Genomic DNA, 22,970 nt, shown 5'->3' with positions numbered 1-22,970 from the left:
CATGCGGGCAAGGGATCTGATGACCAGGCCGGTCGTGACCGTCACCGAGGGGACGACCGCCAAACACGCCGCCGAACTGCTGGCCGAGCACGGCTTCACCGCTCTGCCGGTGGTGGACGAAGACGACCGCTTGATCGGCATGGTGACCGAGGCGGACCTGATCCGGGACCGATTCCCCGAAGACGTCCGGTTCGTCCGGCGTCGCGCCGGGTATGGGACACCGGGTGCCACCGTGGCGGAGGTGATGACGACACCCGCCACCGCGATGAGCGCCGGAGCGGACCTCACGGAGGTCGGCAAGGCGTTGCTCGACGGGAAGATCCGCGCGATGCCCATTGTGGACGGTGCGGCGGTGGTGGGCATCGTCACCAGGGCCGATTTCGTCCGTGCCTTCGCCAGGGCCGACGGCGCGATCGCCGCCGACGTCCGGCACCACCTCGCGATCTACGGCGGCCCCGGCCGCTGGACGGTCGACGTCGAAGACGGCCTTGTCCGGATCGGGGACCGGTACGGGAACGACACCGACCACCACGTCGCGAGGGTCATCGCGGAGGGGATCCCCGGTGTCGTCCAAGCGAAGGTGACCTACCAGGAAGGTGAGAGATGAACCGGATCGTCGTCGGGGTGGACGGAGCGGAACCGGGCCGGGCGGCCGTGCGATGGGCGGCCGCCGTCGCGACCGAACGAAATTTGGGGCTGCTGATCGTGCATGCCCTGCACGTGGAGCAGTGGGCCTATGGTGGTGGCGGGCTGGCCGGTCCGGTGCCGTGGTTCGACGTGCTCGCGGGCGAGGGGCGGCGCGTCCTCGATGAGGCCGTGGCGGAAGCCGGATCGACCGCGCCCGGTGTCCGGGTCGACACCCTCATGCCCGCGGATTCGCCGGTCCCGACGCTGGTCGACGCGTCGAAGTCGGCCACGATGGTCGTGGTCGGCGGGACGGGCAAGGGTTTCTTCGGGCAGATGACCTTGGGATCGACGGCGTCCGCGCTGATCGCGCACGCGCACTGTCCCGTGGTCGTGCTCCGGGGCAGGAAGGGAACGACGAATCAGCCCGACACGGGGCCGGTGGTGGTCGGGATCGACGGGAGCCCGACCAGCGAGCGGGCCTTGGAGGCCGCTTTCGACGAAGCTTCGCGCCGGTCCGCGACGCTGGTCGCCGTGCACGCGTGGTCGGACGTCACCTATGACGACGTCTACGGGATGGCGCGGCTGATGAGCCAGTGGGAGTCCATTGAGGACGATGAGCGCAGGCTGCTCGCGCAACGTCTCGCGGGCTGGCAGGAGAAGTACCCCGACGTCACGGTGGAACGCTCGCTCGTTCGTGACCGGCCGCGGCAGGTTCTGCTGGAGTGGAGCGCCAAGGCGAGGCTCGTGGTCGTGGGCAGCCGCGGTCGTGGCGGGTTCACGGGACTTCTGCTCGGCTCGACCAGCCAGGCGTTGGCCCAGCACGCCGAATGCCCTGTGATGGTGGTCCGCCGAGTGGAACGCTGAGGCCGGTGCGGACGATGAACGAGTCGTCACCCTATCCGGAAGGAGGTGGCGATGGCGTCCGAGCCATCACCGGCGGGCGGGCATCCGCCGCCCAGCGCGGCGGTGCTGACCGGGCTCCGGCTGGACGAGTTGCTGCACGAGGTCCAGGAGCGGCTTTCGGAGATCGTGAAGACCCGTGACCGGCTGCAAGGGTTGCTCGACGCCGTTCTCGCGGTGGGGACCGGTCTCGAACTCGATTCGACCCTGCAGCGCATCGTCCAGGCCGCGGTCGAGCTGGTCGACGCCCAATACGGGGCGTTGGGTGTCCTCGGCGACGAGGACGGCCTCTCCCAGTTCGTGTACGTCGGCATCGACCAGGACGTACGCGAGACGATGGGTCACCTGCCCGAGGGCAGGGGTCTGCTCGGCCTGCTCATCGAGGATCCGCAGCCGGTGCGGGTCCCGGACCTTTCGGCGCATCCCGCCTCGGTCGGCTTCCCGGCCAACCATCCGCCCATGCACAGTTTCGTCGGTGTGCCGGTCCGGGTGCGGGACGAGGTGTTCGGGAATCTGTACCTGACCGAGAAACGCGGAGCCGCCGAGTTCACCGCCGACGACGAGGTCGTCCTGCAGGCACTCGCCGCAGCCGCAGGCGTGGCAATCGACAACGCCCGCCTCTTCGAGCGCTCCCGGACGCGGGAACGATGGCTCGAGGCGGTGGCGAAGGTCAACGGCGAGCTGCTCGGCGGCGCGTCGGTCGTGGACACGCTGGCGCTGATCGTCGGAAGCGTCCGCGAGCTGGCCGGGGCCGACGAGGTGATGATCCTCCTCGCCGAAGACGGCGAGAAGGGGACGCGGTCGTTGACGGTCACCGCGGTGAGCAGCGGACGGCGAGGTCCGCTGCGAGGGAAGCAGGTCTCCGGTGAGCATCCCTTGCTCGACGAGATCTTCGCCGGCGGGCAGACCTGTCTCGTCGCCGACCTCGGCACCGTGTTCGGTTCGGCGGACACGGCACTCTCCGGTCCCGGGGCGCTGGCGCCGTTGACCAGCGCGACGGGTGTCGGCGGCGTGCTGGTCGCCAGCCGGGAGAAGGGCACGCAGCAGTTCAAGGCCGACCAGATCCCGATGTTGTCGTCGTTCGGCGACCAGGCCGCCGTGGCGCTCGAGTTCGCCGAAAAGCAGCGCAACCAGCGCCTGCTGGACGTGCTCGCCGACCGGGACCGGATCGCGCAGGATCTCCACGATCACGTCATCCAGCGGCTTTTCGCCACCGGTATGAGCCTCCAGAGCATCCTGCCGAGAGTGCCGGACGACTTCGCCCGCAACCGGGTCACGCAGGCCGTCGAGCAACTCGACCGGACCGTTCGCGAGATCAGGACCTCGATCTTCGACCTGCACACCGCGGGAGCGGGGGAGTCGGCCGGTCTTCGCCGGCGGCTGCTCGACATCGTCACGGAACTGACCCCGGCTTCGGCCGTGACACCGTCGGTCCGGATCGCGGGCGCGGTGGACACCCTCGTTCCGGTCGAGGTGTACGAGCACGCCGAGGCCGTCGTCCGTGAGGCGCTGAGCAACGCCATCCGGCACTCGGGCGCGAAAGAGATCTCCGTGACCGTCGAGGCCGGCACCGAACTCGCCATCGAGGTGAGCGACGACGGTGTGGGACTGCCGTCGTCCGGCCGGCGCAGCGGGCTCGACAACCTTTCGCAACGCGCCGAACGGTGCGGCGGATACGCCGAGTTCACCGGCAGGGAGGGCGGCGGGACCCGGATCTCGTGGCGTGTCCCGCTGTCGCACGAAGACGCCTAGCGGTCTCCGAACAGGCGGATCCGGTCTTCCTTCTTGAGCTCGTTCGCGAGCACGGCGGCCTGGGTCCGGCGCTGGATACCGAGTTTGCCGAGGATGCGGGAAACGTAGTTCTTGACCGTCTTCTCCGCCAGGAAGAGCCGTTCGCCGATCTCCCGATTGGTGAGTCCTTCCCCGATGAGCTCGAAGACGGCTCGTTCCTGCTCGGACAACCCGGCGATCGGATCGTCACGGTCGTGCTCCCGGCGGATGCGGTTCATCAGGGCGGCGGTGGTGCGGCTGTCGAGCAGTGAGCCGCCTTCGGCGATGGTCCTGATCGCCGAGACGAGGTCGTTGCCGAGCACCTGTTTCAGGACGAAGCCGGAGGCGCCCGCCATGATCGCGGTGAGCAGGGCCTCGTCGTCGGCGTAGGACGTGAGCATCAGGCAACGCAGGTCGGGCCGGGTCGAGAGCAACTCGCGGCACAGCTCGATACCGGTGCCGTCCGGGAGGCGGACGTCCAGCACCGCGATATCGGTTTCGGTCGCGGGAATCCGGGTGAGCGCTTCGGAGACCGACGCGGCTTCGCCGGAGATCTCGATGTCCGGCTCGCTGCCGAGCAGATCGGACAGCCCCCGCCGGACGATCTCGTGATCGTCGACCAGGAACACCTTGGTCACCATCGCTCGTCCTCCCGCCGCAGGGTCCTGGCCGTGCTGCCGAACCTACTCCGGCACGCGGGACGGCACAGCGGTCTGGACGTCCCGGCGTCGTAGGGCTTTGGTCCCGGAGATCGGAGCCGTCCGCACCTGCGCACCGGTTCCGGAGTGGCGCACGGTGGATTCGAGCACAGCGCCACCGCGGAGGGCAGGGAGCATGGAGCGACGAGAGATCTGGTCGGCGGGGGAGACGGAGGTCCTGGCCCGGACCTTGCTGCGGGCGCCCTCGGTGCACAACACCCAGCCGTGGATCCTGGAGTTTGACGGCGGAAGGCTGCTGCTGATCGAGCGCCGTGACCTGACCCTCCCGGAACACGATCCGCTGGGCCGCGACCGGGTGATCTCCTGCGGCGCCGCCCTCACGAACCTGGAGCTCGCCGTCCGTGTGCTCGGCTACGCGCCGTGCACGGAGACGTTTCCCGAACCGGGCCGCCCGGAAGTGGTCTCGTCGGTCACGCCAGGCGAGCGTGCGTTGCCGTCCGCGGACGATCTGCATCGCTACTCGGCCATCGAACGACGGCGCAGCCACCGGCGGCGGTTCGCCGGACGGCCTGTCTCGCGTCAGCGGATCGGCGAGCTGGTGGACACCGCCGCCTCGGACGGCGTCGAAGCCAGGCCGATCCGTGACGAGCTGGAACTCGGTCGCGTCGCCGAACTGCTCGAATTCGCGGCGGAGGCCCACCAGCACGATCACGGATACCAGCGCGAGCTCGCCCTGTGGACGATCCGGGACGAGGTGTCGCATCGCCACGGCGTGGGGCTCGCCGCGACGGCGCTTCCTCCAGGCTCGCTGCCCTGGGCGGGCTTGGTCCGGCCGTCGACGGCGTTGCCGGACAGCGTGGTCCTGACCCATCGGCTGACGGAAGAGACGTTGCTCGTCTTCTTGACCCTCGACGACACCCGGCACGACCACTTGGCCGTGGGGCAAGCGGTGCAGCGCACCTGGCTCGACGCGGTCGACGGAGGTCTCGTCGGCTCGGTGCTGACCCAGCCGCTGCACCTGCCCGAAGTGCGTTCCGCGTTGTGCGACGATCTCGAACTCGCCGGTTTCCCGCAGCTGCTCATGCGGCTCGGCTATCCCGCCGGCGCGGTGCCGTCCAGCCCGCGTCGCGCCATCGACGAAATACTCGGTCGCGGTTTCTGAACCCGAGACTCCACAAAGGACATACGACAGCTCGGTCCACGATCTGGGACCGCGCGTCGTCATGTCCTCTTTCCGAACAGTGGGAAAAATGCTGGGTTTCGGCCGCCGCGCGCGGCATGGTCATTTTGACGGGTTCCCACTCGGCTTCGGACACGTAAAAGGATCTCGTAACTTCGGGCGAACGGGGAAATTCGTTCCGTTTTGTCACGCGGCCGTTCTCCCGAATTTCGAAGTGACTGCGAATACGTCATTCTTCTGCCCTAATTCCATCGAACTCGGCTGTTTGCCGTCATAACCTCGCGCGCTGTCGTCGGGTTATGGCCTGGGAGAAACGGACGACCGATCTTTCGTACTTACGGAGGTACCCGTGGAAAGTGTCCCGCACTACTTTCCAACCCTGTCACCTCCGCCAGGGCATCTTGTCCGGCAGGTACTTCCGAACTCCGCCTTATACCCCACCGCGAATGCGGCCACTGTGGCTACCTATTAAGGAAAATGGTGAATTCTTCCCCGAAACTCGATGTCAGCCCGAACCCGCCCCTGTCGAAGACGCGAAACGAAGGACTGGTCATACGAAAATACGGTGGCTCGTCGCTGGCCACACCTGAAATGGTGCACAACGTCGCCGCCGAGGTGGCTGCGATCGCCGAGGCGGGACATCGGGTGGTCCTGGTCGTGTCGGCGATGGGGGACAGCACGGACCGGTTGATCGCGCTGGCGGGCGAGTTCGCGGAACCGCCCGTTCCCCGGGAGCTCGACCAGTTGATGGCGACCGGTGAACAGGTCTCCGCGTCGGTGCTCGCGATGGCGTTGGCCGAGCGCGGGATCGAGGCCGTCTCGTTGTCCGGTGACCAGGCCGGGATCGAGGTCGCGGGTGAACCCGGCGCGGGGACCATCGTGCGGGTCGATCCCGGCAAGATCGTCGCCCGGCTGCGTGACGCGCGGGTCGTGGTCGTCGCCGGGTTTCAGGGCCGGAACGCCGACGGCGAACTGCTGACCTTGGGCCGAGGTGGTTCCGACACCACCGCCGTGGCGCTCGCGGCCGCGCTCGGCGGTTCCGAATGTGAGATCCGGACCGACGTGCACGGCGTTCGCACGGCCGATCCCCGGATCGTGCGGGACACCCGGCCGGTCCGGACGATCTCGTACGACGCGATGGTGGAGCTCGCCGGACTCGGCGCCCGCGTGCTGCATCCCAGATCCGTCGAACTCGCGCGCCGTCACGGAGTGGCGGTGCGGGTGACGCACGCGTCGGATCCCGGCCCGTCGACCGTCGTGACGGCGGAAGAACCGTCGCTGGAAGGCACTCCTCGCGTCATCGGCATCGCCCACGAGCGCGACGTGCGACTCGTCCGTGTCGAGGTTTCGGCTTCCGGTCCGGACCACTACGCGCGCGTTCTCACGACGCTGGCGAACTGCGGAGTGCGACCGGACAACCTCAGCTGGCCCGATCCCGGCGAACTGCGGTTCACCGTCCGGGGGACCGAGCCGCTCGGCCTGCCGATCGCCCGGCTCGCGATGGACCTCGACGCCCGCTCCACGGTCTTCGACGAACTCGGCTCGGTTTCCGTGGTCGGCACCGGGCTGCTTGATCCGCCCGGATTCCTGCCCGAGTTGCTGCGGGTCCTCGCCGACCACCGGGTCACGGTGCCCGCGATGACGACCTCGCAGTCGCGCCTCACCGCCGTGATCCCCGCCGACGCCGTCGACCCGACCGTCCGCGCCCTGCACGACTCGTTCGGCTTGTCGGCGGACAGGACATGAGCCCCTACGGACTGCCGTCGGGCCAGTTCACCACCGATGGCCTGGTCCTGACCTGCGACGGCCACGACCAGCGGATTCGATGGCGGGTCGGCGATCGGCTGGAAGAGTTGTACGAGCGGCTCTGCGACCGGCTGCGAGCCGACGGCCTCGGCGACCGTCTCGCGGTCGACGCCGAGGGCGAGAAGCTCACGTTCGACGGCTTGGACGAGCGGGCGAACCGGCTCGCCCGCCATCTGCGAGCCCACGGGGTGCGGCCCGGCGACCGGATCGGGTTGTTGTTCGGCGAACCGGTTCACCCCTACGTCGCGATGCTCGCCGTGCTCAAGGTCAACGCGGCGTACGTGCCGCTGGACGCGGGGTTTCCGGACGACCGCTTGGCCTACATCGTCGAGGACGCCGGCGTCCGGCTCGTGGTGTCGACCGCCGCCCTGCGGGACCGGTTCGAACCGGGCAGCGTCGAGGTGGTCTGTGTCGACGAGGACTCGGATCGCATCGCCGGGCTGTCGGGCGAGCGGCTCACCGCGGTCGAGAGGGGCACTCCGGCCGACGAACTCTGCTACATCGTCTACACGTCCGGCTCGACCGGGCGGCCGAAGGGCGTGACGATCGACCACGCGTCGATCTGCAATTTCGTCCAGGTCGCCGCCGAGGTCTACGGCATCCAGGGCACCGACCGGGTCTACCAGGGCATGACGATCGCGTTCGACTTCTCGGTCGAGGAGATCTGGGTGCCGTTGCTGAGCGGCGCGACACTCGTGCCGAAACCCGGCGGCGCCGCGCTCGTCGGTCACGACCTCCTCGAATTCCTGCGGGAGAACGAGGTCACCGCGCTGTGCTGCGTTCCGACCCTGCTGGCCAGCCTCGACGAGGATTTGCCGCTGCTGAGATTCCTCCTCGTGTCCGGTGAAGCGTGCCCCGAAGACCTCGTGCGCCGCTGGTATCGCCCGGACAGACGGTTCCTCAACGTCTACGGCCCGACGGAGGCCACTGTCACCGCGACGTGGTCGGTGCTGCGGCCGGATCGGCCGGTGACCATCGGCGTGCCCTTGCCGACCTATTCCGTCGTCATCCTCGACCCGGACGAGCCGAGGGCGCTGGCCGCGGGCGAACTCGGCGAGATCGGCATCGCGGGGATCGGGCTCGCCGGCGGCTACCTCAACCGGGCCGATCTGACCGAGCGCGCGTTCATCCCGGATTTCCTCGGCATCGGGCACAATCCGTCCCAGCGCATCTACCGCACCGGTGATCTGGGCCGGATCACCCCGGACGGCGAGATCGAGTACCACGGCCGCGCCGACACCCAGGTGAAGATCCGTGGCTACCGGGTCGAGCTCACCGAGATCGAGTCGGTCCTCCTGCAGATCCCCGGAATCGCCCAGGCTGTGGTCGAAACCCACCATCCGGAACCCGGCACCGTCGAACTGGTCGCCTACTACAGCCTGCGCCGCGACCGGACGGACGTCGATCCCGGTGAACTCCGCAAGCGCCTGGCGGAACTGCTGCCGGGCTACATGGTGCCCGCCTATCTCGAAAGGCTCGACCACATCCCGCTGACTCCGGCGGGCAAGGCCGACCGCAAGCATCTCCCGGCGCCCAGCGGTCCGCGGAGAGCGGGAAACGACATCGGTTACGTGGCACCGGCCACCGAGACCGAACTCCGCTTGGCGGAGGCGTTGGGCGGTGTCCTCGGGATCGAGCGGATCTCGGCGACGGGGCACTTCTTCGACGACTACGGGGCCGACTCCCTGCTGCTGGCCAAGTTCTGCGCGGTGATCCGGGAACGTGGAGACCTCGCGCCGTTTTCGGCCAGGGACGTGTATCTCAACCCCACCGTTCGCGGTCTCGCCGAGTCGGCCGCCGCCGCGTCCCAGGTGACGGTCGCTCGCGCCGAGGAGCCGCGCCGCGCGTCGACCGTGTCGTACGTCCTTTGTGGAGTGTTCCAGCTCATGGCGTTTCTGGCCTACGCCGCCGGTTCGGGCTGGATCCTGGACACGGGATTCGCGTGGATCTCCGCAGCGACGGGGTTCGTCGAGAGCTACGCGCGCGCCGCCGGACTCGGGCTCGTCGTCTTCGTCATCATGTCCGTGGTGCCGATCGCGGCGAAATGGACGATCGTCGGCCGGTGGAAACCGGGGGAGATCCCATTGTGGAGCGTGGGCTATCTGCGCTTCTGGACGGTCAAGACCCTGGTCAGGTTCAGCCCGCTGATGCTGTTCATCGGCACGCCTCTGTACTCGTGGTACCTGCGGGCGCTCGGTGCGGACATCGGCAAAGGCGCCGTGATCCTGTCGCGGAACCCGCCGGTCTGCACCGATCTGTTCAGCGTCGGCGCCGGGGCGGTCATCCGGAAGGACGCGTACTTCTCTTGCTACCGCGCCAGGGCAGGGCGGATCCAGACCGGGCGGGTCACGCTCGGCGACAACGCCTTCGTCGGTGAGATGACCGTGCTCGACATCGGCACGGCACTCGGCCACGACTCGCAGCTCGGCCACTCGTCTTCGTTGAACTCCGGGCAATCGGTCCCCGACGGCGAAAGCTGGCACGGGTCGCCCGCCCGTCTCTCCACAGTGGACTACCGGGCGCTGGGAACGGTCCCGCGCGGCAGGCTCAGGCCGATCGTCTTCTGCGCCTCCAGCCTGCTGCTCCTGCTCTCGGTGACACTTCCCGTGACGCTGGGCGGGGCAGACGTGTTCGTCGACCGCTGGCTCACCACGACGACGGACTTCACGAGCTGGGCCTTCTATCGCGGCCGGATCCTCGACTCCGCTCTGCTGTACTTCGGGGCGTTGCTCGCCGGACTCGCGGTCGTCCTCGCGATCCCGCGCCTGCTCGGCCTCTTCCTCCGGCCGGATCGCGTCTATCCGCTCTACGGCAGGCATTTCGCCATCCAGCGGTTGATCGCGCGGCTGACCAACATGCGTGCGTACACGTACTTGTTCGGCGACAGCAGCTACATCGTGTACTACCTGCGTGCGCTGGGATACGACCTGTCGAAGATCCAGCAGACCGGATCCAACTTCGGGGTCGAGGTCAAGCACGAGACGCCGTTCCTCAGCACGGTCGGCACCGGCACGATGGTCTCGGACGGTCTTTCGCTGCTCAACGCCGACTTCTCGTCCTCGTCGTTCCGTCTGCGCAGGACGTCCGTCGCGCCGGAGGCGTTCCTGGGCAACGAGATCGCCTTCCCGCCCGACGCGCGGATCGGCCGGAACTGCCTGCTGGCCACCAAGGTCCTGGTTCCGCTGGACGGGCCGGTCCGGGAGAACGTCGGCTTGCTGGGGTCGCCCGCGTTCGAAATCCCCAGGACCGTCCGACGCGACACCGGATTCGAGCATCTCGGCAGCGGGGACGCGCTGCGCCGGGGCCTGCGGGCGAAGAACCGCCACAACACCGTCACCATCGCCATCTACCTGCTCGTGCATTGGTTGCACCTGCTCGGAATCCTGTTGATCGGTACGGCGGCCGGCGTCCTGCACGAGCGGATCGGCCCGCTCGCGGCCGGTGTCGGCATCGTGGCGACCCTGGTGTTCTCGGTCGCGTTCCTCATGGTGGCGGAACTCGCCGTACAGGGCTTCCGGGCGCTGCGGCCGAGGTTCTGCTCGATCTACGATCCGGTGTTCTGGCGGCACGAGCGGTTCTGGAAGCTCAGCCCGGCCCGCTATCTCGCGCTGTTCAACGGGACGGCGTTCAAACCGTTCCTGCTGCGTCGCCTCGGTGTCCGAATCGGCCGTCGGGTCTTCGACGACGGGTGCGGGATCCCGGAGCGGTCGCTGGTGAGCATCGGCGACGACTGCGTGCTCAACCTGCACACCGTCGTGCAAGGACATTCGCTCGAGGACGGCACGTTCAAATCCGACTACATCGACATCGGCGCGGGGTGCACCCTCGGCACCGGCGCCTTTGTCCACTATGGAGTGACGATGGCGGACGGGGCGATCGCCGAAGCGGACGCGTTCCTGATGAAGGGCACCACGGCCCCGGCACGGACCCGCTGGTACGCCAATCCGGCGGTCGAACTCGACACGGCGGAAGAGATCACCGCGGCAAGGAGGCTGCCATGACCCGCACTCCCACGGCGAGACCGGCTCTCGCCCCCCGTGTCGAGGGCGCCCTGCCCGGTCCTCGTTCGGCTGAGTTCCTCGAACACCAGCGACAATGGGAATCCAGCGCGCGGGCGTATCCACGCCATCTGCCGATCGCCATCGCGGGCGCGGAGGGCAGCTACCTGTGGGACATGGACGGGAACGTCTTCCTCGACTTCCTGGCGGGTGCGGGCGTGCTCTCCCTCGGCCACAACCATGCCGAACTGGTGCACGCGGCCACTGAGCAGATGCATGTACTCACCCACGGCCTGGACTTCCCGACGGCGGCGAAACGCGAGTTCGTCGACGCCCAGCTGTCCATGCTGCCGCCGAGCCTGAGCTCGCGGATGCGGATGCACTTCTGCGGCCCCGGCGGCGCCAACGCCGTGGACGCCGCGATCAAACTGTGCAAGACCGCGACCGGACGCGGTGACCTGGTGTCCTTCCAGGGCGGGTTCCACGGCTCGAGTCACGCCGCGATGGCGTTGACCGGCCTCGTCGCCCAGAAACGACCGATCGCCAACGGGGTACCCGGCGTGCACTTCTTCCCGTACTCCTACTGCGCCCGGTGCCCGGTGGGGCTTTCGCCGGACACCTGCGCGACCAACTGCGTCGGCCTGCTGGAACGGTCGCTGCGGGATCCCAACGGCGGCATCCCCCTTCCCGCCGCGGTGATCCTGGAAATGGTGCAGGGCGAAGGCGGGATCATCCCGGCGGACCGCGACTTCGTGCGCCGGGTCCGCGCGCTGACCGCGGAACTGGACATCCCGCTCGTCGTCGACGAGGTGCAGACCGGTTGCGGTCGCACCGGGACCTGGTTCGCGTTCGAGCACTACGACATCGAGCCCGACGTGATCATCGCCTCGAAGGCGTTGAGCGGGATGGGACTCCCGGTGGCGGTGATCTTCTACGACCGGCGGCTGGACGGCTGGGCACCCGGTGCGCACACCGGGACGTTCCGCGGCAACCAGGCCGCGTTCGCCGCCGGCGCGGCGGCGGTCCGCATCGTCCGGCGTGACGACGTGCTCGGCAATGTCCGGCAGCGCGGACGACAGCTCGCGCAACGGCTCGGCGTCCTGCACGGCGACGTCTGGGTCCGCGAGGTGCGCGGCCTCGGCCTGATGTGGGGGATCGAGCTGGCCGATCCGCGCGACGGCCGTCCGGCCGGCGCATACGCCCGGGCCGTGCAGGCGTATGCGTTGCAGCACGGGCTGATCGTCGAACTCGGTGGCCGCGACGACAGCGTGATCCGCCTGATGCCGCCGCTCACCGTGACCGCCGAGGAGATCGACCTCGCCTGCGCGATCCTGCTGGACGCGATCGAGCGCTGCGGTCCGCCGCAGTAGGGAAGCCGCAGGTCCCGCCTCGTGAGTGGTGAGGACGGTTAGAACCGTCCTCACCACTCACGAGGCCGTTGCCTCTTCGGACAGCGTCGGTGTGCGCAACAGGCAGCATCGCAGGCTTTTCGTTCTTCGCCGCTCTTGCGTGGATAGGCTCGCTCACGCCCGGTCGGGCAGCTATCCGTTGCGAGGAAAGGAATCCAGCCCCATGCGGAAGAGTGCCAAGAGGCTTTCGGTAGTCGGTGCGGCCGCACTCGGCCTGCTCGTCGCGGTTCCGGCGAGCCCGGCCTTCGCCATCGACCAGGTCGCCTGCGGCAACAGGGACGACTTCGTGAAGCTGGACATCTCGTTCGGCAACGGGATGGGCACCAACCGATGCTTCGCGAACGGCGGCGTCACCGGCACGGACATCGGCGGGGTCTACAACATCACCTCGGGCAACAACAAGGTGACGGTCAACTACGAGCGCAACGGCCGGTACGAATCGTCGACCCTCGGGTACTGGCAGGGGGTCGGTTTCGCCGGGACCGTCCGGGTGTACGAGGTGCGCATCTGGTGATGATCGCCTCAGGGGGAGCGACCAAAACTCCGGATACGGCCCGTGATCGATACCCGGCCGTTAGAGTGAACAGTCGCTGTAGCCGTCACCCTTGAGGAGTAGCAGTTCATGATCGCCGAGAGCGCGAACCAGCAGAGCGTGACCTTCCCGCAGGAAGCTACGCCGATCTTCGATCTGGTCGCGAAGATGGTGTCGCGGACGCAGACCGAGGACGAGCACGACTTCGAGCGCGAAGCCGGTCTCGCGACGTCGGTGTAGCTTCCTGCCGCGGCAGGTCAGTCAGACGGTGTGCCGGCGTGGCCGCGGAGTTCCGCGGCCGTGCGGCGGGCGTGGGCCAGGCCGTCGAGTATCCATTGCGGGGGCTGCCGGTCGTTGGTCGCGATCCGCTCGTAGGCGGCGACGAGCCGTTCCGCGATCTTCAGCCGGGCTTCCACGGCAGGCGGTTCGGGGTCGCTCTGCTCGGCCGGGATCGTGACCAGGGCCAAGTGTCCGGCAGGCGCACGAGTCGCGGGCTCGGCGGGTGTGTCGGATCGCTGTTCCGTGGTGGACAGGCGTCGAAGGCGGAGGGTCGTCTCCTCGGTGTTTCCCGGCACGCCCTCGCGACGGGAGCCCTGCGAGGGGAAGGGATCCGCCCGGAACCGCGCGACCGAGGGCCAGTACCGGCTTCGTGCCGACTTCGGTGTCTCCCCGTCGAGGCCGCCCGCGATCTCCTGCCAGGTCTTTCCGTCGAGTCGCGCAGCGACCACCGCCGCTTCGACGATCTGCTGCGCCATCCCGATCATGCCGGAGTGGTCGGGCGGAGAGGACGCGTCCACCCTGGCGGCGTTCGCCGCGAGATCGGCCAGTTCCGCCGCGTGCGCGGCGAGGACCAGATGGGCCCGGGTGGCCGCGGCGGGGATGGTGTGGCGTGTGGTCACCGTCCGCTCCTCGTGGCAGGCCGGAGGCTCGACAAGAGGCTCGCGGAATCCCGCATGCCGTGACTCACAGGTGTTCTCACCTTCTCTGATATGCAAACTTGCATAAATATGCAATTAATGGGTGTGCGGCGCTGCGCAAGAACCGCGAGATTGTGCCCTGATCGGGTGTGGTCGCGCCCGTTCCGTGTGAGGTGACGTTCGGCCGCCCTCGATATCGGGCACGATCAGGGAGGTGCGGACGGCTCTGCGGGGAAGGGATGCCGATGAACAGCCCCCTGTATCAGGCGACGGCGGAATTCTTCAAAACGCTGGGGCATCCCGTCCGGATCCGCGTGCTCGAACTGCTCAGCGAGCGGGACCACCGCGTCTCGGAGCTGCTGGCCGACCTGGGGATCGAGCCCGCCAACCTGTCCCAGCAGCTCGCCGTCCTGCGCCGGGCCAATCTGGTGGTGCCTCGCAAGGACGGCACGACCGTCTCCTACTCCCTGACCAGTCCGTCGGTCGCCGAACTGCTCGCCGTCGCGCGCGGGATTCTGACCGGGGTCATAACCGGTCAGCTGGGACTGCTCGACGATCTGCAGAGTTCCACCGGTTCGGTTTCGCCTGAATCAGGATGAAAAGCAATTTCTATTATTCACGGCCACACGGCGACCGTCATTTGTTTTCGTTGTCGGAATCGGCGTGCTGTCCATTCGGTTCGGAATGGTCCTCGCCGTCCCGGGTCCGCCGTGTCTCCTCGACCAAAGAGTCGAAGATGGGGGTTCCGCACAGCTCCACATGGTCCTCCGTCGCGCCGGTCCTCGTGCCCGATCATCTTGCCCCGGAACGGCTTCTTCGATCCAGTTCCGCCGGGCAATGCACTCGATTGAGCTCACCCTCGGGGGTGAGCTATTCATCGATGTGAAAAGCGAAGTGTAGGACATGACCCTTTCGTCGGTGTCGCCGGGTTTTGCGGAAATAATGATTCCGCTTTCCCGGCGTGCGTGAGAAAAGGATTGCTCACTCGTCTCGTGGCTGGTCAGCGAGGGGCGGAGAACTCGACCCGGTAGCGGGTCGGTGTCGTGCCCAGCGCGGTGGCGAAGTGCTCGCGAAGCCGGGCGGACGTGCCGAAGCCGGACTGTGCGGCTACGGCGTCGACGCCGAGCGAGGTCGTCTCGAGCAGGTGCCGCGCCCGCGCGAGACGTTGTGCGACAAGCCAGTTGTGGACGGTGGTTCCGGTGCGGGCGCGAAACGAGCGGGTGAACGTACTGCGGCTCATATGCGCCCGGGCGGCGAGGCCGTCGATGCTGTGCTGCGTGCCCAGATGGGCCCGCGCCCAGCTCATCACCTCGGCGAGCGGATCCTCGTCCGCGGCGGGTACGGGAAGTTCGATGAACTGGGCCTGGCCGCCGGGACGGTGCGGCGCCGCGACGATCCGGCGGGCGACGCGGTTGGCCACGACCTGTCCCGCCGTGCGGGCGAGCAGGTGCAGGCAGGTGTCGATCCCGGCGGTCGCACCGGCGCCGGTCACGACGTCGCCCTCGTCGACGTACAACTCCTCCGGGCGCAGCTCGACCGATGGGAAACGACGGCGGAACGTCTCGATCCATTTCCAGTGGGTCGTCGCGGCACGGCCGTCGAGGATGCCGGCGTCCGCGAGAGCGAAGACCCCCAGGCAGAGTCCGACGACGAGGGCTCCGCGTTCGTGCGCGGCCCGCAGCGCGGCGGACACGGGTGCGGGCGTCGCGGTTTCCGGGGCGGACCACCACGGCACGACGACGATGTCGGCTTCCGCGAGGGCGTCGAGCCCAGCGGAGACGCCGATCGTGTATCCGGCGCTCGTGGTGAGCCTGCCCGGTTCGGCGGCGACGACGGTGAGCGGCCACGGTTCCATGTCGCCCGCCGGGGATTCCGGGCCCCACACCAGCGACGGGACGGCGAGGTGGAACGGACTGATCCCCTCGAACGCCAGGACGGCCACCCTCGGAGCACTCATCGATCCCTCTTCCCGCGGATGTCGGCCGATCTCGACCATGACTGACCCGATTCCGTATCTCGATGTCGAATCGGGTCAGCCAAGATGGTAGCCGTACCGACGGAAAGCAAAGGAAACACGATGACCAGCACGACGCTCCGCGAAATCAGCACCCTGCCGACGACCCCCGCCGCGCTCTCGGACGCGACGGTGATCCTCGTCGACTACCAGAACACCTACACGCGCGGCGTGATGGAGCTCGACGGCTGGGAAGCGGCGCTCGACGAGGCGGCCACGTTGCTGGCGCGCGCCCGATCCGCGGGCGCGACGGTCATTCACGTCATGCACGACGGCGGCGAGGGCAGCCCGTACGACCTCCAGCAGGACATCGGCCGGATCCACGAGCGGGTCGCCCCCGCTCCGGGCGAGGAGGTCGTGGTGAAGACCGCGCCGAACTCGTTCGTCGGAACCCGGCTGGGGGAACTGGTCGACGCCGCCGGACATCAGGACGTCGTCGTGGCCGGGTTCATGACGCATATGTGCGTCACGTTCACCGCGGAAGGCGCGTTCCTGCGCGGGAACAGCCCGACCGTGGTGGCCGCCGCCTGTGCCACGCGCCCACTCCCGTCCGTCGCGGGTCCGGTGACCGCCGCCGAACAGCACCGCGCGGCACTCGCCACGATCGGTGATCTCTACGCGGTCGTGGTCGGCACGACGGCCGAGCTCGGCTAGGACCTGCGAGGCCGCGCTCGCGCGTGGATCATGAAGGTGTTCCCGCCGCCGAAGCATCGAAGGGGTCCTGATGGCCAAGCCCAACGTCGCCGAGCAGTTCGTCCAAGTCCTGGTCCAGGCCGGGGTGGAGCGGATCTACGGCGTGGTCGGAGACAGCCTCAACCCCATCGTCGACGCCATCCGCCGGACACCGGGTATCGAATGGGTGCACGTGCGCAACGAGGAGGCGGGCGCGTTCGCGGCGGCGGCCGAGGCCCAGCTGACCGGACGGCTCGCGGTGTGCGCCGGCAGCTGCGGTCCCGGCAACACCCATCTGGTGCAAGGACTTTACGACGCGCACCGTACGGGAGCACCGGTTCTCGCGCTGGCCTCGCATATCCCGTCCGGTCAGATCGGGACCGGGTTCTTCCAGGAGACCCATCCCGAACGGCTGTTCGTGGACTGCAGTGGCTATTGCGAGCAGATCAGCAGGCCCGCCCAGATGCCGAGGGTGCTGCGGATCGCCATGCAGCACGCGTTGTCCCGCGGCGAGGTGTCGGTACTGGTGTTGCCTGGGGACGTCGCGCATCTCGACGCCGTCGCGCCCACGGGGAACGGGGTGCCGGTCACCGAGCACGGGACGGTCGTGCCGCCCGAGACGCAGGTGACCCGGCTCGCCGAGTTGATCAACGACGCCGAGACCGTCACCTTGTTCGCGGGTGCCGGGGTGCGTGGCGCGCACGCGGAGGTGATGGAACTGGCCGAGACCGTGCAGGCACCGGTCGGCCACAGCCTGCGCGGCAAGGAGTGGATCCAGTACGACAATCCGTTCGACGTCGGGATGAGCGGTCTGCTCGGCTACGGCGCCTGCTACCGGGCCATGAACGACGCGGATCTGCTGGTCCTGCTCGGCACCGATTTCCCTTACGACTCCTTCCTTCCCCAGGCGCGGACCGTGCAGGTCGACCACGACGCGACCCGTTTGGGCCGTCGTACTCCGCTTGAGCTGGCGGTGCACGGCGACGTGCGGGAGACCCTGCGGGCCGTGCTACCGCTCCTGCGGCGCAAGTCCGACCGCACGTTCCTGGACCGGATGCTGCGTGACCACTGCAAGACGCTGGAACAGGTCGTCGACGCCTACACCCGCAACGTCGAGCGGCACGTGCCCATCCATCCGGAGTTCGCCGCGGACCTGCTCGACGAACTCGCCGCGGACGACGCGATCTTCACCGTCGACACCGGTATGTGCAACGTGTGGGCTGCTCGGTATCTCACGCCCAACGGGCGCCGCCGGGTCATCGGGTCGTTCTTGCACGGCACCATGGCCAACGCCCTGCCGCACGCCATCGGCGCCCAGTTCGCCTACCCGGGCCGCCAGGTCGTGTCGATGTCCGGCGACGGGGGACTGGGCATGCTGCTCGGGGAACTGCTCACCGTGGCCCTGCACGACCTGCCGGTCAAGATCGTGACGTTCAACAACTCCTCGCTCGGCATGGTGAAGCTGGAGATGCTGGTGGACGGCCTTCCCGACTACCAGACCGATCATCGCCCGGTGGACTTCGCCGCGATCGCCAGCGGCGCGGGACTGCGGGCCGAGCGGGTGACCGACCCGACCCGGCTGCGCGCGGCGCTCAAGGAAGCCTTGAGCCACGACGGCCCCGCGCTGGTGGATGTCGTGACGGACGCGAACGCCCTGTCCGTCCCGCCGCACATCACCGCCGGTCAGCTCGGCGGATTCGCCTTGGCCGCGAGCAAGGTCGTGCTCGAAGGCGGGGTCGGCCGGATGATCGATCTCGCCCGGGCCAACCTCCGCAACATCCCGCGGCCGTAGACCGCTGCGCCGGCTGATAGTTCGCCGACGACAGTTCACGGACTCGAGAACACGGGCAGAGGATCCGTCCACTGTGGATGGTCAGGCTCGGTCGGTGCCCATTCCGCGCCAGAGCAGGTCGAGCAGGCTCGCGACGTCGCTCCGCCATTCGCCCTTCGGGTCGAGGTAGAGCAGGCCGCCAAGGCCGCGCAGGATGGTCTCGGGTTTCAGATCCGCGCGGACGGTGCCCGCCTCGACATTGGCCTGCAGCAAGGTGGAGACCGCCCGGACCATGTCCTGATAGGCGCCTGCCGGCAGCTCTCCGCGTGAGGCTCCCGCGGCGCGCAAGGCGTCGGCCAGGCCGCGTTTGGTCATCATGTAGTGCGCGAGGTGATCGGTCGTCCAGACTCGGAAAGCCTGTTCCGGCGAGTACTTCTCCAGCAGGCTGGGCACGATCTCGACCAGCTGGCGCACCTCGCGCCGGTACACCGCGAGGATGAGGGCTTCCGGAGTGGGGAAGTGCCGGTACACCGTGCCGACGCCGACCTCGGCCTGCTTCGCGATGGCATTGAACGAGACCTCACCGGAGCAGGCGAGCGACTTCGCGGCGGTGGCGAGGATGCGCTCGTGGTTGCGCCGGGTGTCCGCACGCCGGGGATTGACCGAGCCCGTCGTCATCTGCCCTCCTGTCCACCGATCCCGTTCTCCGTGAATGTAGCCGAGGGAGGCGGGAAACCTGGAGCGACTCCAGGAGTGGACATCGACCTTGCCGGGTGGATCGCGATCCGCTAACTTGAAATCGAAGCGGATGAATATCCGTTTCGATTCACGAACGGACTCCCACCACCTCAACCTACGCCGTCCTGGCCGCGGCCAGGACGATCTGCGGAAAGAGTTTCAGTGGACATCTCACTCGAAGTCAATGGCAGGACGGAACACCTGAGTGTCGATCCCGGGGTGACCCTGCTGGACACGCTGCGAGAGCGGCTCGCCGTCACCGGACCGAAGAAGGGTTGCGACCGGGGGCAGTGCGGCGCCTGCACGGTGCATGTCGGCGGGCGGCCGGTGCTGTCCTGTCTCACCTTGGCCGCCACCGTGAAACAGCCGGTGACCACCGTCGAAGCATTGTCCACTGAGGACGGTCTGCATCCGGTCCAGCAGGCGTTCGTCGACCAGGACGCCCTGCAGTGCGGCTTCTGCACGTCCGGGCAGATCATGTCGGCGGTCGCCGCCGTCGAACAGGACGTCGAGGACGTTCGCGAGTTCATGTCCGGCAACCTCTGCCGGTGCGCGGCGTACCCGAACATCATCGCGGCGGTCGAGCAGGCGAGGAGGGCCGATGCGTCCCTTTGAGCTGCTCGCGCCCGAGACCGTCGAAGACGCGGTCGCTTCGCCCGGCACCTTTCTCGCGGGCGGCACCACCCTCGTCGACCTGATGAAGCTGAACGTTCTGACACCGCGACAGGTCCTGGACATCAACGCGGTACCGCTGCGTGGCATCGACACCACCGACGGGCTGCGCTTCGGCGCGCTGGAGCGGATGAGCGACATCGCCGGCCACGCCGGGGTGTACCCGGTGATCTCCCGGGCGCTGCTGCTCAGCGCGTCCCAGCAGATCCGGAACATGGCCAGCATCGGCGGAAACCTCATGCAGCGCACCCGCTGCTCGTACTTCCGTGACGTCGCCATGCCGTGCAACCGGCGGGTGCCGGGCAGCGGCTGCCCGGCGATCTCGGGCGCCAACCGGATGCACGCCGTGCTGGGCACGAGCGATGCGTGCGTGGCGACCCATGCCAGCGACGTCGCCGTCGCCCTGGTCGCGCTCGACGCGCGGCTGCAACTGGTCAGCGAGACCGGCACCCGCACCGTCGACCTGGCCTCGTTCTATCGGCAGCCCGGTGAGACCCCCGAGGTCGAGACCGATCTGCGGCCCGGCGAGCTGATCGCCGAGGTGGTGGTACCCCGGCTGGACTGGGCGTCGAACTCCACCTACGTCAAGGTGCGTGACAGGCAGTCCTACGAGTTCGCGCTGTGTTCCGCGGCGGTCGCGCTGCGGGTCGAGGACTCGCGCATCGTCGACGCCCGGGTCGCGGCGGGCGGTGTGGCGACCGTGCCGTGGCGGCTGCCCGCCGTCGAGGAGGCCCTGCGTGGTGCGCCCGCGACCGTCGCCGCCTTCGAAGAAGCCGCATCGGTGGCCGCCGACGGCGCGCGCCCGCTCGCCGCGAACGCGTTCAAGCCGTCGTTGCTGCGGCGGACCATCGTCCGCGCGCTGCTCGAACTGACCGAAGGGAACCGCTCATGACCAGCAGGGTGGACGGGCCGCTGAAGGTCACCGGCCGGGCCGAATACGGGGCGGACCACACCTTTCCCGGGCTGGTCCACGGCTACGTCGTACTGAGCACGATCGCCCACGGCGAGATCGACACGATGGACGTCACGGCGGCGAAGGGCGCTCCGGGGGTGCTCGGTGTGTACACGCCGTTCGATCCGCTGCAGTTGCAGACGCCCGCGACGCCGGTCATGGGTGAGACGTGGGTTCCCTTGCAGGACAAGGAAGTCGCCTACTACGGCCAGCCGATCGGCTTCGTGGTCGCCGAGACGTACGAGCAGGCACGCGACGCGGCGATGCTGGTCGAGGTCACCTATCAGACCCGGCCCGCCCTGACTTCGCTGCAGGACGGCCTCGCCTCGGCCGAAGACGCGCCGGACGGGAGGGGCGGCCCCTCGTCCCTCGCGATCCTCGCCGAGGGAGTCGAGTCGATCGAGGACGCGCTCGAGGAGAGCCCGGTGGTCGTCGAGGCCACGTACACCACCGCGACGCAGAACCATGCCGCGATGGAACCGCATTCCGCGGTCGCGGTCTGGGGTGCCGACGGACTCACGATCCACAGCGGCAACCAGGCCTCCGATCTGCAGGCGGCGGAGCTGGCGATGGCGCTCGGCGTGGAACCGTCCGAGGTGCACGCGGTGAACCCGTTCGTAGGCGGCGCGTTCGGCGGCAAGGGACACACCTCCACCCCGGCGTTCCTGGCCGCGGCCGCGGCGAGGGCACTGGGCAAGCCGGTGAAGGCCGTGCTCAGCCGGGAACAGGTCTTCACCGCGACCGCGGGCCGTGCCGCGACGGTGCAGAAGATCTCTCTCGGCGCGGAACACGACGGAACGCTCAACGCGCTCCGGCACGACTCGTGGTGCACCACGCCCATGGACCGGTCGTTCGTCGAGCCGACTTCGCACGGCACTTCGCGCGAGTGGTACGCCACCCGCAACCTGGCCATCAGCCAGAAGATGGTGCCGCTCAACATCCCGCCGACCACCTTCATGCGGGCGCCGGGGGAAGCACCCGGTTCTTTCGCGCTGGAAAGCGCGATCGACGAACTCGCGGTCGCGCTGCGCATGGACCCGATCGAACTGCGGCAGCGGAACAACTCGACCGCTCCGCCCGGCAAGGACCTGCAGTGGTCGAGCAAGCATCTCGACGAATGCTTCCGGGTCGGCGCGGAGCGGTTCGGCTGGGCCGACCGCGCACCCGAAGGGCGGACCGACGGCGACTGGCTCGTGGGCATGGGCACGGCCACGGCCATGTTCCCCGCGCTGCGGTTCCCGGCCACGGTCGAGCTCACCCTCCTGCCCGACGACACGGCCACCGTCGCGACCAGCGGGGCCGATCCGGGCACGGGCCTGCTGACCGTGCTCTCCCTGGTCGGCGGGGAGTCGCTCGACATCTCACCGGACCGGGTCAAGGCGCGGCTCGGTGACTCGCGTCTGCCGTCCGGGGGTATGTCCGGCGGTTCGACGGCGACCGCGAGCGCCGGGACGGCCATCATGGTCGCCGCCGCCCAGGCGATCGACGAACTGCTGGCCCTGGCGTCGGCCCCGGGTGCGCCGTTCGAAGGCATGGAGGTCGCCTACGCGGACGGTCGCGTGCAGGCCGGGGAGCGGATGATGACCTTCGGCGAGCTGTTGCGGGCTCTGGACCGGCCGGCGCTGTCCGTGACCGGTTCTTCGGCGCCCGGCGAGGAGTTGACGAAGCATTCGTTCAGCTCGTTCGGCGCGCAGTTCTGCGAAGTCCGCGTGCACAAGTGGACGCGCGAGATCCGGGTGTCGCGCATGCTCGGGGTGTTCGACGCCGGCCGGATCATCAACCCGAAGGCGGCGCGGAGCCAGATCATGGGCGGCATGATCTGGGGCGTCTCGGCCGCTCTACACGAGGGGCTGGAGATCGAGGAGAACGGGCGCTTCGCCAACGGGGATTTCGCGAGCTACCTGATCCCGGTGAACGCGGACATCCCGGAGGTCGACGTCCACTTCGTCGAGTACCCGGACACGTTGCACAACTCGGTCGGCGCGAAGGGCCTCGGCGAGATCGGCACCGTCGGGATGGCGGCGGCGGTCGCGAACGCCGTCCACAACGCCACCGGCATCCGGGTGCGGCACATCCCCATCCTGATCGAGGATCTCCTCGACGAGTCCTAGAAGGGTGGGGAGGATTCGGGACGTTGAACGTCCTGAATCCTCCCCACCATCTCTCGGCGAAAGACCATTTCCTCCCTCGATTTGACAATTCCGGCGCGACCGAACGGTGGTTGCGCGGGTCTTGGGCATGACCAGACTGGAAAGATCGGGACACGGGCATCGTCGCCGTCGTGCCCGCGCCGGTAGGCCGTTTCGTTCGGTCTGTGGATGTCCACTCGTTGAATCGCGAATCTCCCGTTCGT

Annotated in this window: 19 protein-coding genes; 15 read left to right on the top strand and 4 right to left on the bottom strand. The window is 68.5% G+C overall.

Annotation, left to right across the window (positions count from 1 at the left end; all coding sequences use genetic code 11):
* Position 1: 1 nt before the first annotated feature.
* The 3 genes from AB8M46_RS20200 to AB8M46_RS20190 are packed head-to-tail and all read left to right on the top strand — an operon-like array spanning position 2 to position 3,279.
* On the top strand, positions 2-607 hold the full coding sequence (locus tag AB8M46_RS20200) for an HPP family protein (protein ID WP_394361159.1): 606 nt from the start codon (positions 2-4) through the stop codon (positions 605-607).
* The gene (locus AB8M46_RS20195; RefSeq protein ID WP_394361158.1) at positions 604-1,491 is read left to right on the top strand and encodes a universal stress protein; all 888 of its coding nucleotides are present in this window, start codon (positions 604-606) and stop codon (positions 1,489-1,491) included. The genes AB8M46_RS20200 and AB8M46_RS20195 overlap by 4 nt, the downstream gene beginning before the upstream one ends.
* A 51-nt stretch (positions 1,492-1,542) precedes the next feature.
* Complete coding sequence (locus tag AB8M46_RS20190; protein ID WP_394361157.1) at positions 1,543-3,279, top strand: GAF domain-containing protein; 1,737 nt, start codon at positions 1,543-1,545, stop codon at positions 3,277-3,279.
* On the opposite strand, the gene AB8M46_RS20185 is transcribed toward AB8M46_RS20190, so the two are convergent.
* The gene (locus tag AB8M46_RS20185; RefSeq protein WP_394361156.1) at positions 3,276-3,938 is read right to left on the bottom strand and encodes a response regulator; all 663 of its coding nucleotides are present in this window, start codon (positions 3,936-3,938) and stop codon (positions 3,276-3,278) included. The two genes, AB8M46_RS20190 and AB8M46_RS20185, sit on opposite strands and share 4 nt — an antisense overlap.
* Before the next feature lie 193 nt (positions 3,939-4,131).
* Between AB8M46_RS20185 and AB8M46_RS20180 the strand changes: the two genes are divergently transcribed.
* The 6 genes from AB8M46_RS20180 to AB8M46_RS20155 all read left to right on the top strand — a co-directional run bounded on the left by AB8M46_RS20180 (position 4,132) and on the right by AB8M46_RS20155 (position 13,121).
* Entirely contained in the window at positions 4,132-5,118 is a 987-nt protein-coding gene (locus tag AB8M46_RS20180) for an Acg family FMN-binding oxidoreductase (protein WP_394361155.1), read from the top strand.
* Between the two features lie 495 nt (positions 5,119-5,613).
* Entirely contained in the window at positions 5,614-6,882 is a 1,269-nt protein-coding gene (locus AB8M46_RS20175) for an aspartate kinase (RefSeq protein ID WP_394361154.1), read from the top strand.
* Positions 6,879-10,943, top strand: a complete 4,065-nt coding sequence (locus tag AB8M46_RS20170; RefSeq protein WP_394361153.1) for a Pls/PosA family non-ribosomal peptide synthetase — start codon at positions 6,879-6,881, stop codon at positions 10,941-10,943. The genes AB8M46_RS20175 and AB8M46_RS20170 overlap by 4 nt, the downstream gene beginning before the upstream one ends.
* Positions 10,940-12,310 (top strand): aspartate aminotransferase family protein, encoded by a 1,371-nt coding sequence (locus AB8M46_RS20165; protein WP_394361152.1) that lies wholly within the window; start codon positions 10,940-10,942, stop codon positions 12,308-12,310. Before AB8M46_RS20170 ends, AB8M46_RS20165 begins: the two co-directional genes overlap by 4 nt.
* 202 nt (positions 12,311-12,512) lie before the next feature.
* Positions 12,513-12,863, top strand: coding sequence for a beta/gamma crystallin domain-containing protein (locus AB8M46_RS20160; RefSeq protein ID WP_125733918.1), 351 nt, complete (start codon positions 12,513-12,515; stop codon positions 12,861-12,863).
* 108 nt (positions 12,864-12,971) lie between these two features.
* Entirely contained in the window at positions 12,972-13,121 is a 150-nt protein-coding gene (locus tag AB8M46_RS20155; protein ID WP_162836891.1) for a hypothetical protein, read from the top strand.
* 17 nt (positions 13,122-13,138) lie between these two features.
* Here the strand turns inward: AB8M46_RS20155 and AB8M46_RS20150 are convergent, their stop codons facing one another.
* Positions 13,139-13,780 carry a hypothetical protein gene (locus tag AB8M46_RS20150; RefSeq protein ID WP_394361151.1) on the bottom strand — a complete coding sequence of 214 codons (642 nt, stop codon included), beginning with the start codon at positions 13,778-13,780 and terminating at the stop codon, positions 13,139-13,141.
* Between the two features lie 263 nt (positions 13,781-14,043).
* Between AB8M46_RS20150 and AB8M46_RS20145 the strand changes: the two genes are divergently transcribed.
* Positions 14,044-14,397 (top strand): helix-turn-helix transcriptional regulator, encoded by a 354-nt coding sequence (locus AB8M46_RS20145; protein ID WP_037340009.1) that lies wholly within the window; start codon positions 14,044-14,046, stop codon positions 14,395-14,397.
* Between the two features lie 401 nt (positions 14,398-14,798).
* Here the strand turns inward: AB8M46_RS20145 and AB8M46_RS20140 are convergent, their stop codons facing one another.
* On the bottom strand, positions 14,799-15,755 hold the full coding sequence (locus tag AB8M46_RS20140) for a helix-turn-helix domain-containing protein (protein WP_394361150.1): 957 nt from the start codon (positions 15,753-15,755) through the stop codon (positions 14,799-14,801).
* 120 nt (positions 15,756-15,875) lie between these two features.
* Between AB8M46_RS20140 and AB8M46_RS20135 the strand changes: the two genes are divergently transcribed.
* Positions 15,876-16,466, top strand: a complete 591-nt coding sequence (locus AB8M46_RS20135; protein WP_125733922.1) for a cysteine hydrolase family protein — start codon at positions 15,876-15,878, stop codon at positions 16,464-16,466.
* A gap of 70 nt (positions 16,467-16,536) precedes the next feature.
* Positions 16,537-18,276, top strand: coding sequence for a pyruvate dehydrogenase (locus tag AB8M46_RS20130; protein ID WP_394361149.1), 1,740 nt, complete (start codon positions 16,537-16,539; stop codon positions 18,274-18,276).
* Positions 18,277-18,357: 81 nt separating this feature from the next.
* On the opposite strand, the gene AB8M46_RS20125 is transcribed toward AB8M46_RS20130, so the two are convergent.
* The gene (locus AB8M46_RS20125) at positions 18,358-18,933 is read right to left on the bottom strand and encodes a TetR/AcrR family transcriptional regulator (protein ID WP_037338078.1); all 576 of its coding nucleotides are present in this window, start codon (positions 18,931-18,933) and stop codon (positions 18,358-18,360) included.
* Positions 18,934-19,155: 222 nt separating this feature from the next.
* On the opposite strand from AB8M46_RS20125, the gene AB8M46_RS20120 reads away from it, so the two are divergent.
* The 3 genes from AB8M46_RS20120 to AB8M46_RS20110 are packed head-to-tail and all read left to right on the top strand — an operon-like array spanning position 19,156 to position 22,728.
* Positions 19,156-19,608, top strand: coding sequence for a (2Fe-2S)-binding protein (locus AB8M46_RS20120; RefSeq protein WP_037338075.1), 453 nt, complete (start codon positions 19,156-19,158; stop codon positions 19,606-19,608).
* On the top strand, positions 19,595-20,557 hold the full coding sequence (locus AB8M46_RS20115) for an FAD binding domain-containing protein (protein ID WP_378429122.1): 963 nt from the start codon (positions 19,595-19,597) through the stop codon (positions 20,555-20,557). The genes AB8M46_RS20120 and AB8M46_RS20115 overlap by 14 nt, the downstream gene beginning before the upstream one ends.
* Positions 20,554-22,728, top strand: a complete 2,175-nt coding sequence (locus AB8M46_RS20110; RefSeq protein WP_394361148.1) for a xanthine dehydrogenase family protein molybdopterin-binding subunit — start codon at positions 20,554-20,556, stop codon at positions 22,726-22,728. The genes AB8M46_RS20115 and AB8M46_RS20110 overlap by 4 nt, the downstream gene beginning before the upstream one ends.
* Positions 22,729-22,970: the final 242 nt, after the last annotated feature.

The organism is Amycolatopsis sp. SB7-3, from assembly GCF_041021335.1.
GTDB lineage: Bacteria > Actinomycetota > Actinomycetes > Mycobacteriales > Pseudonocardiaceae > Amycolatopsis > Amycolatopsis japonica.
Note: the sequence above shows the minus strand (reverse complement) of the source record. Positions and strands in the feature narration are given on the sequence as shown.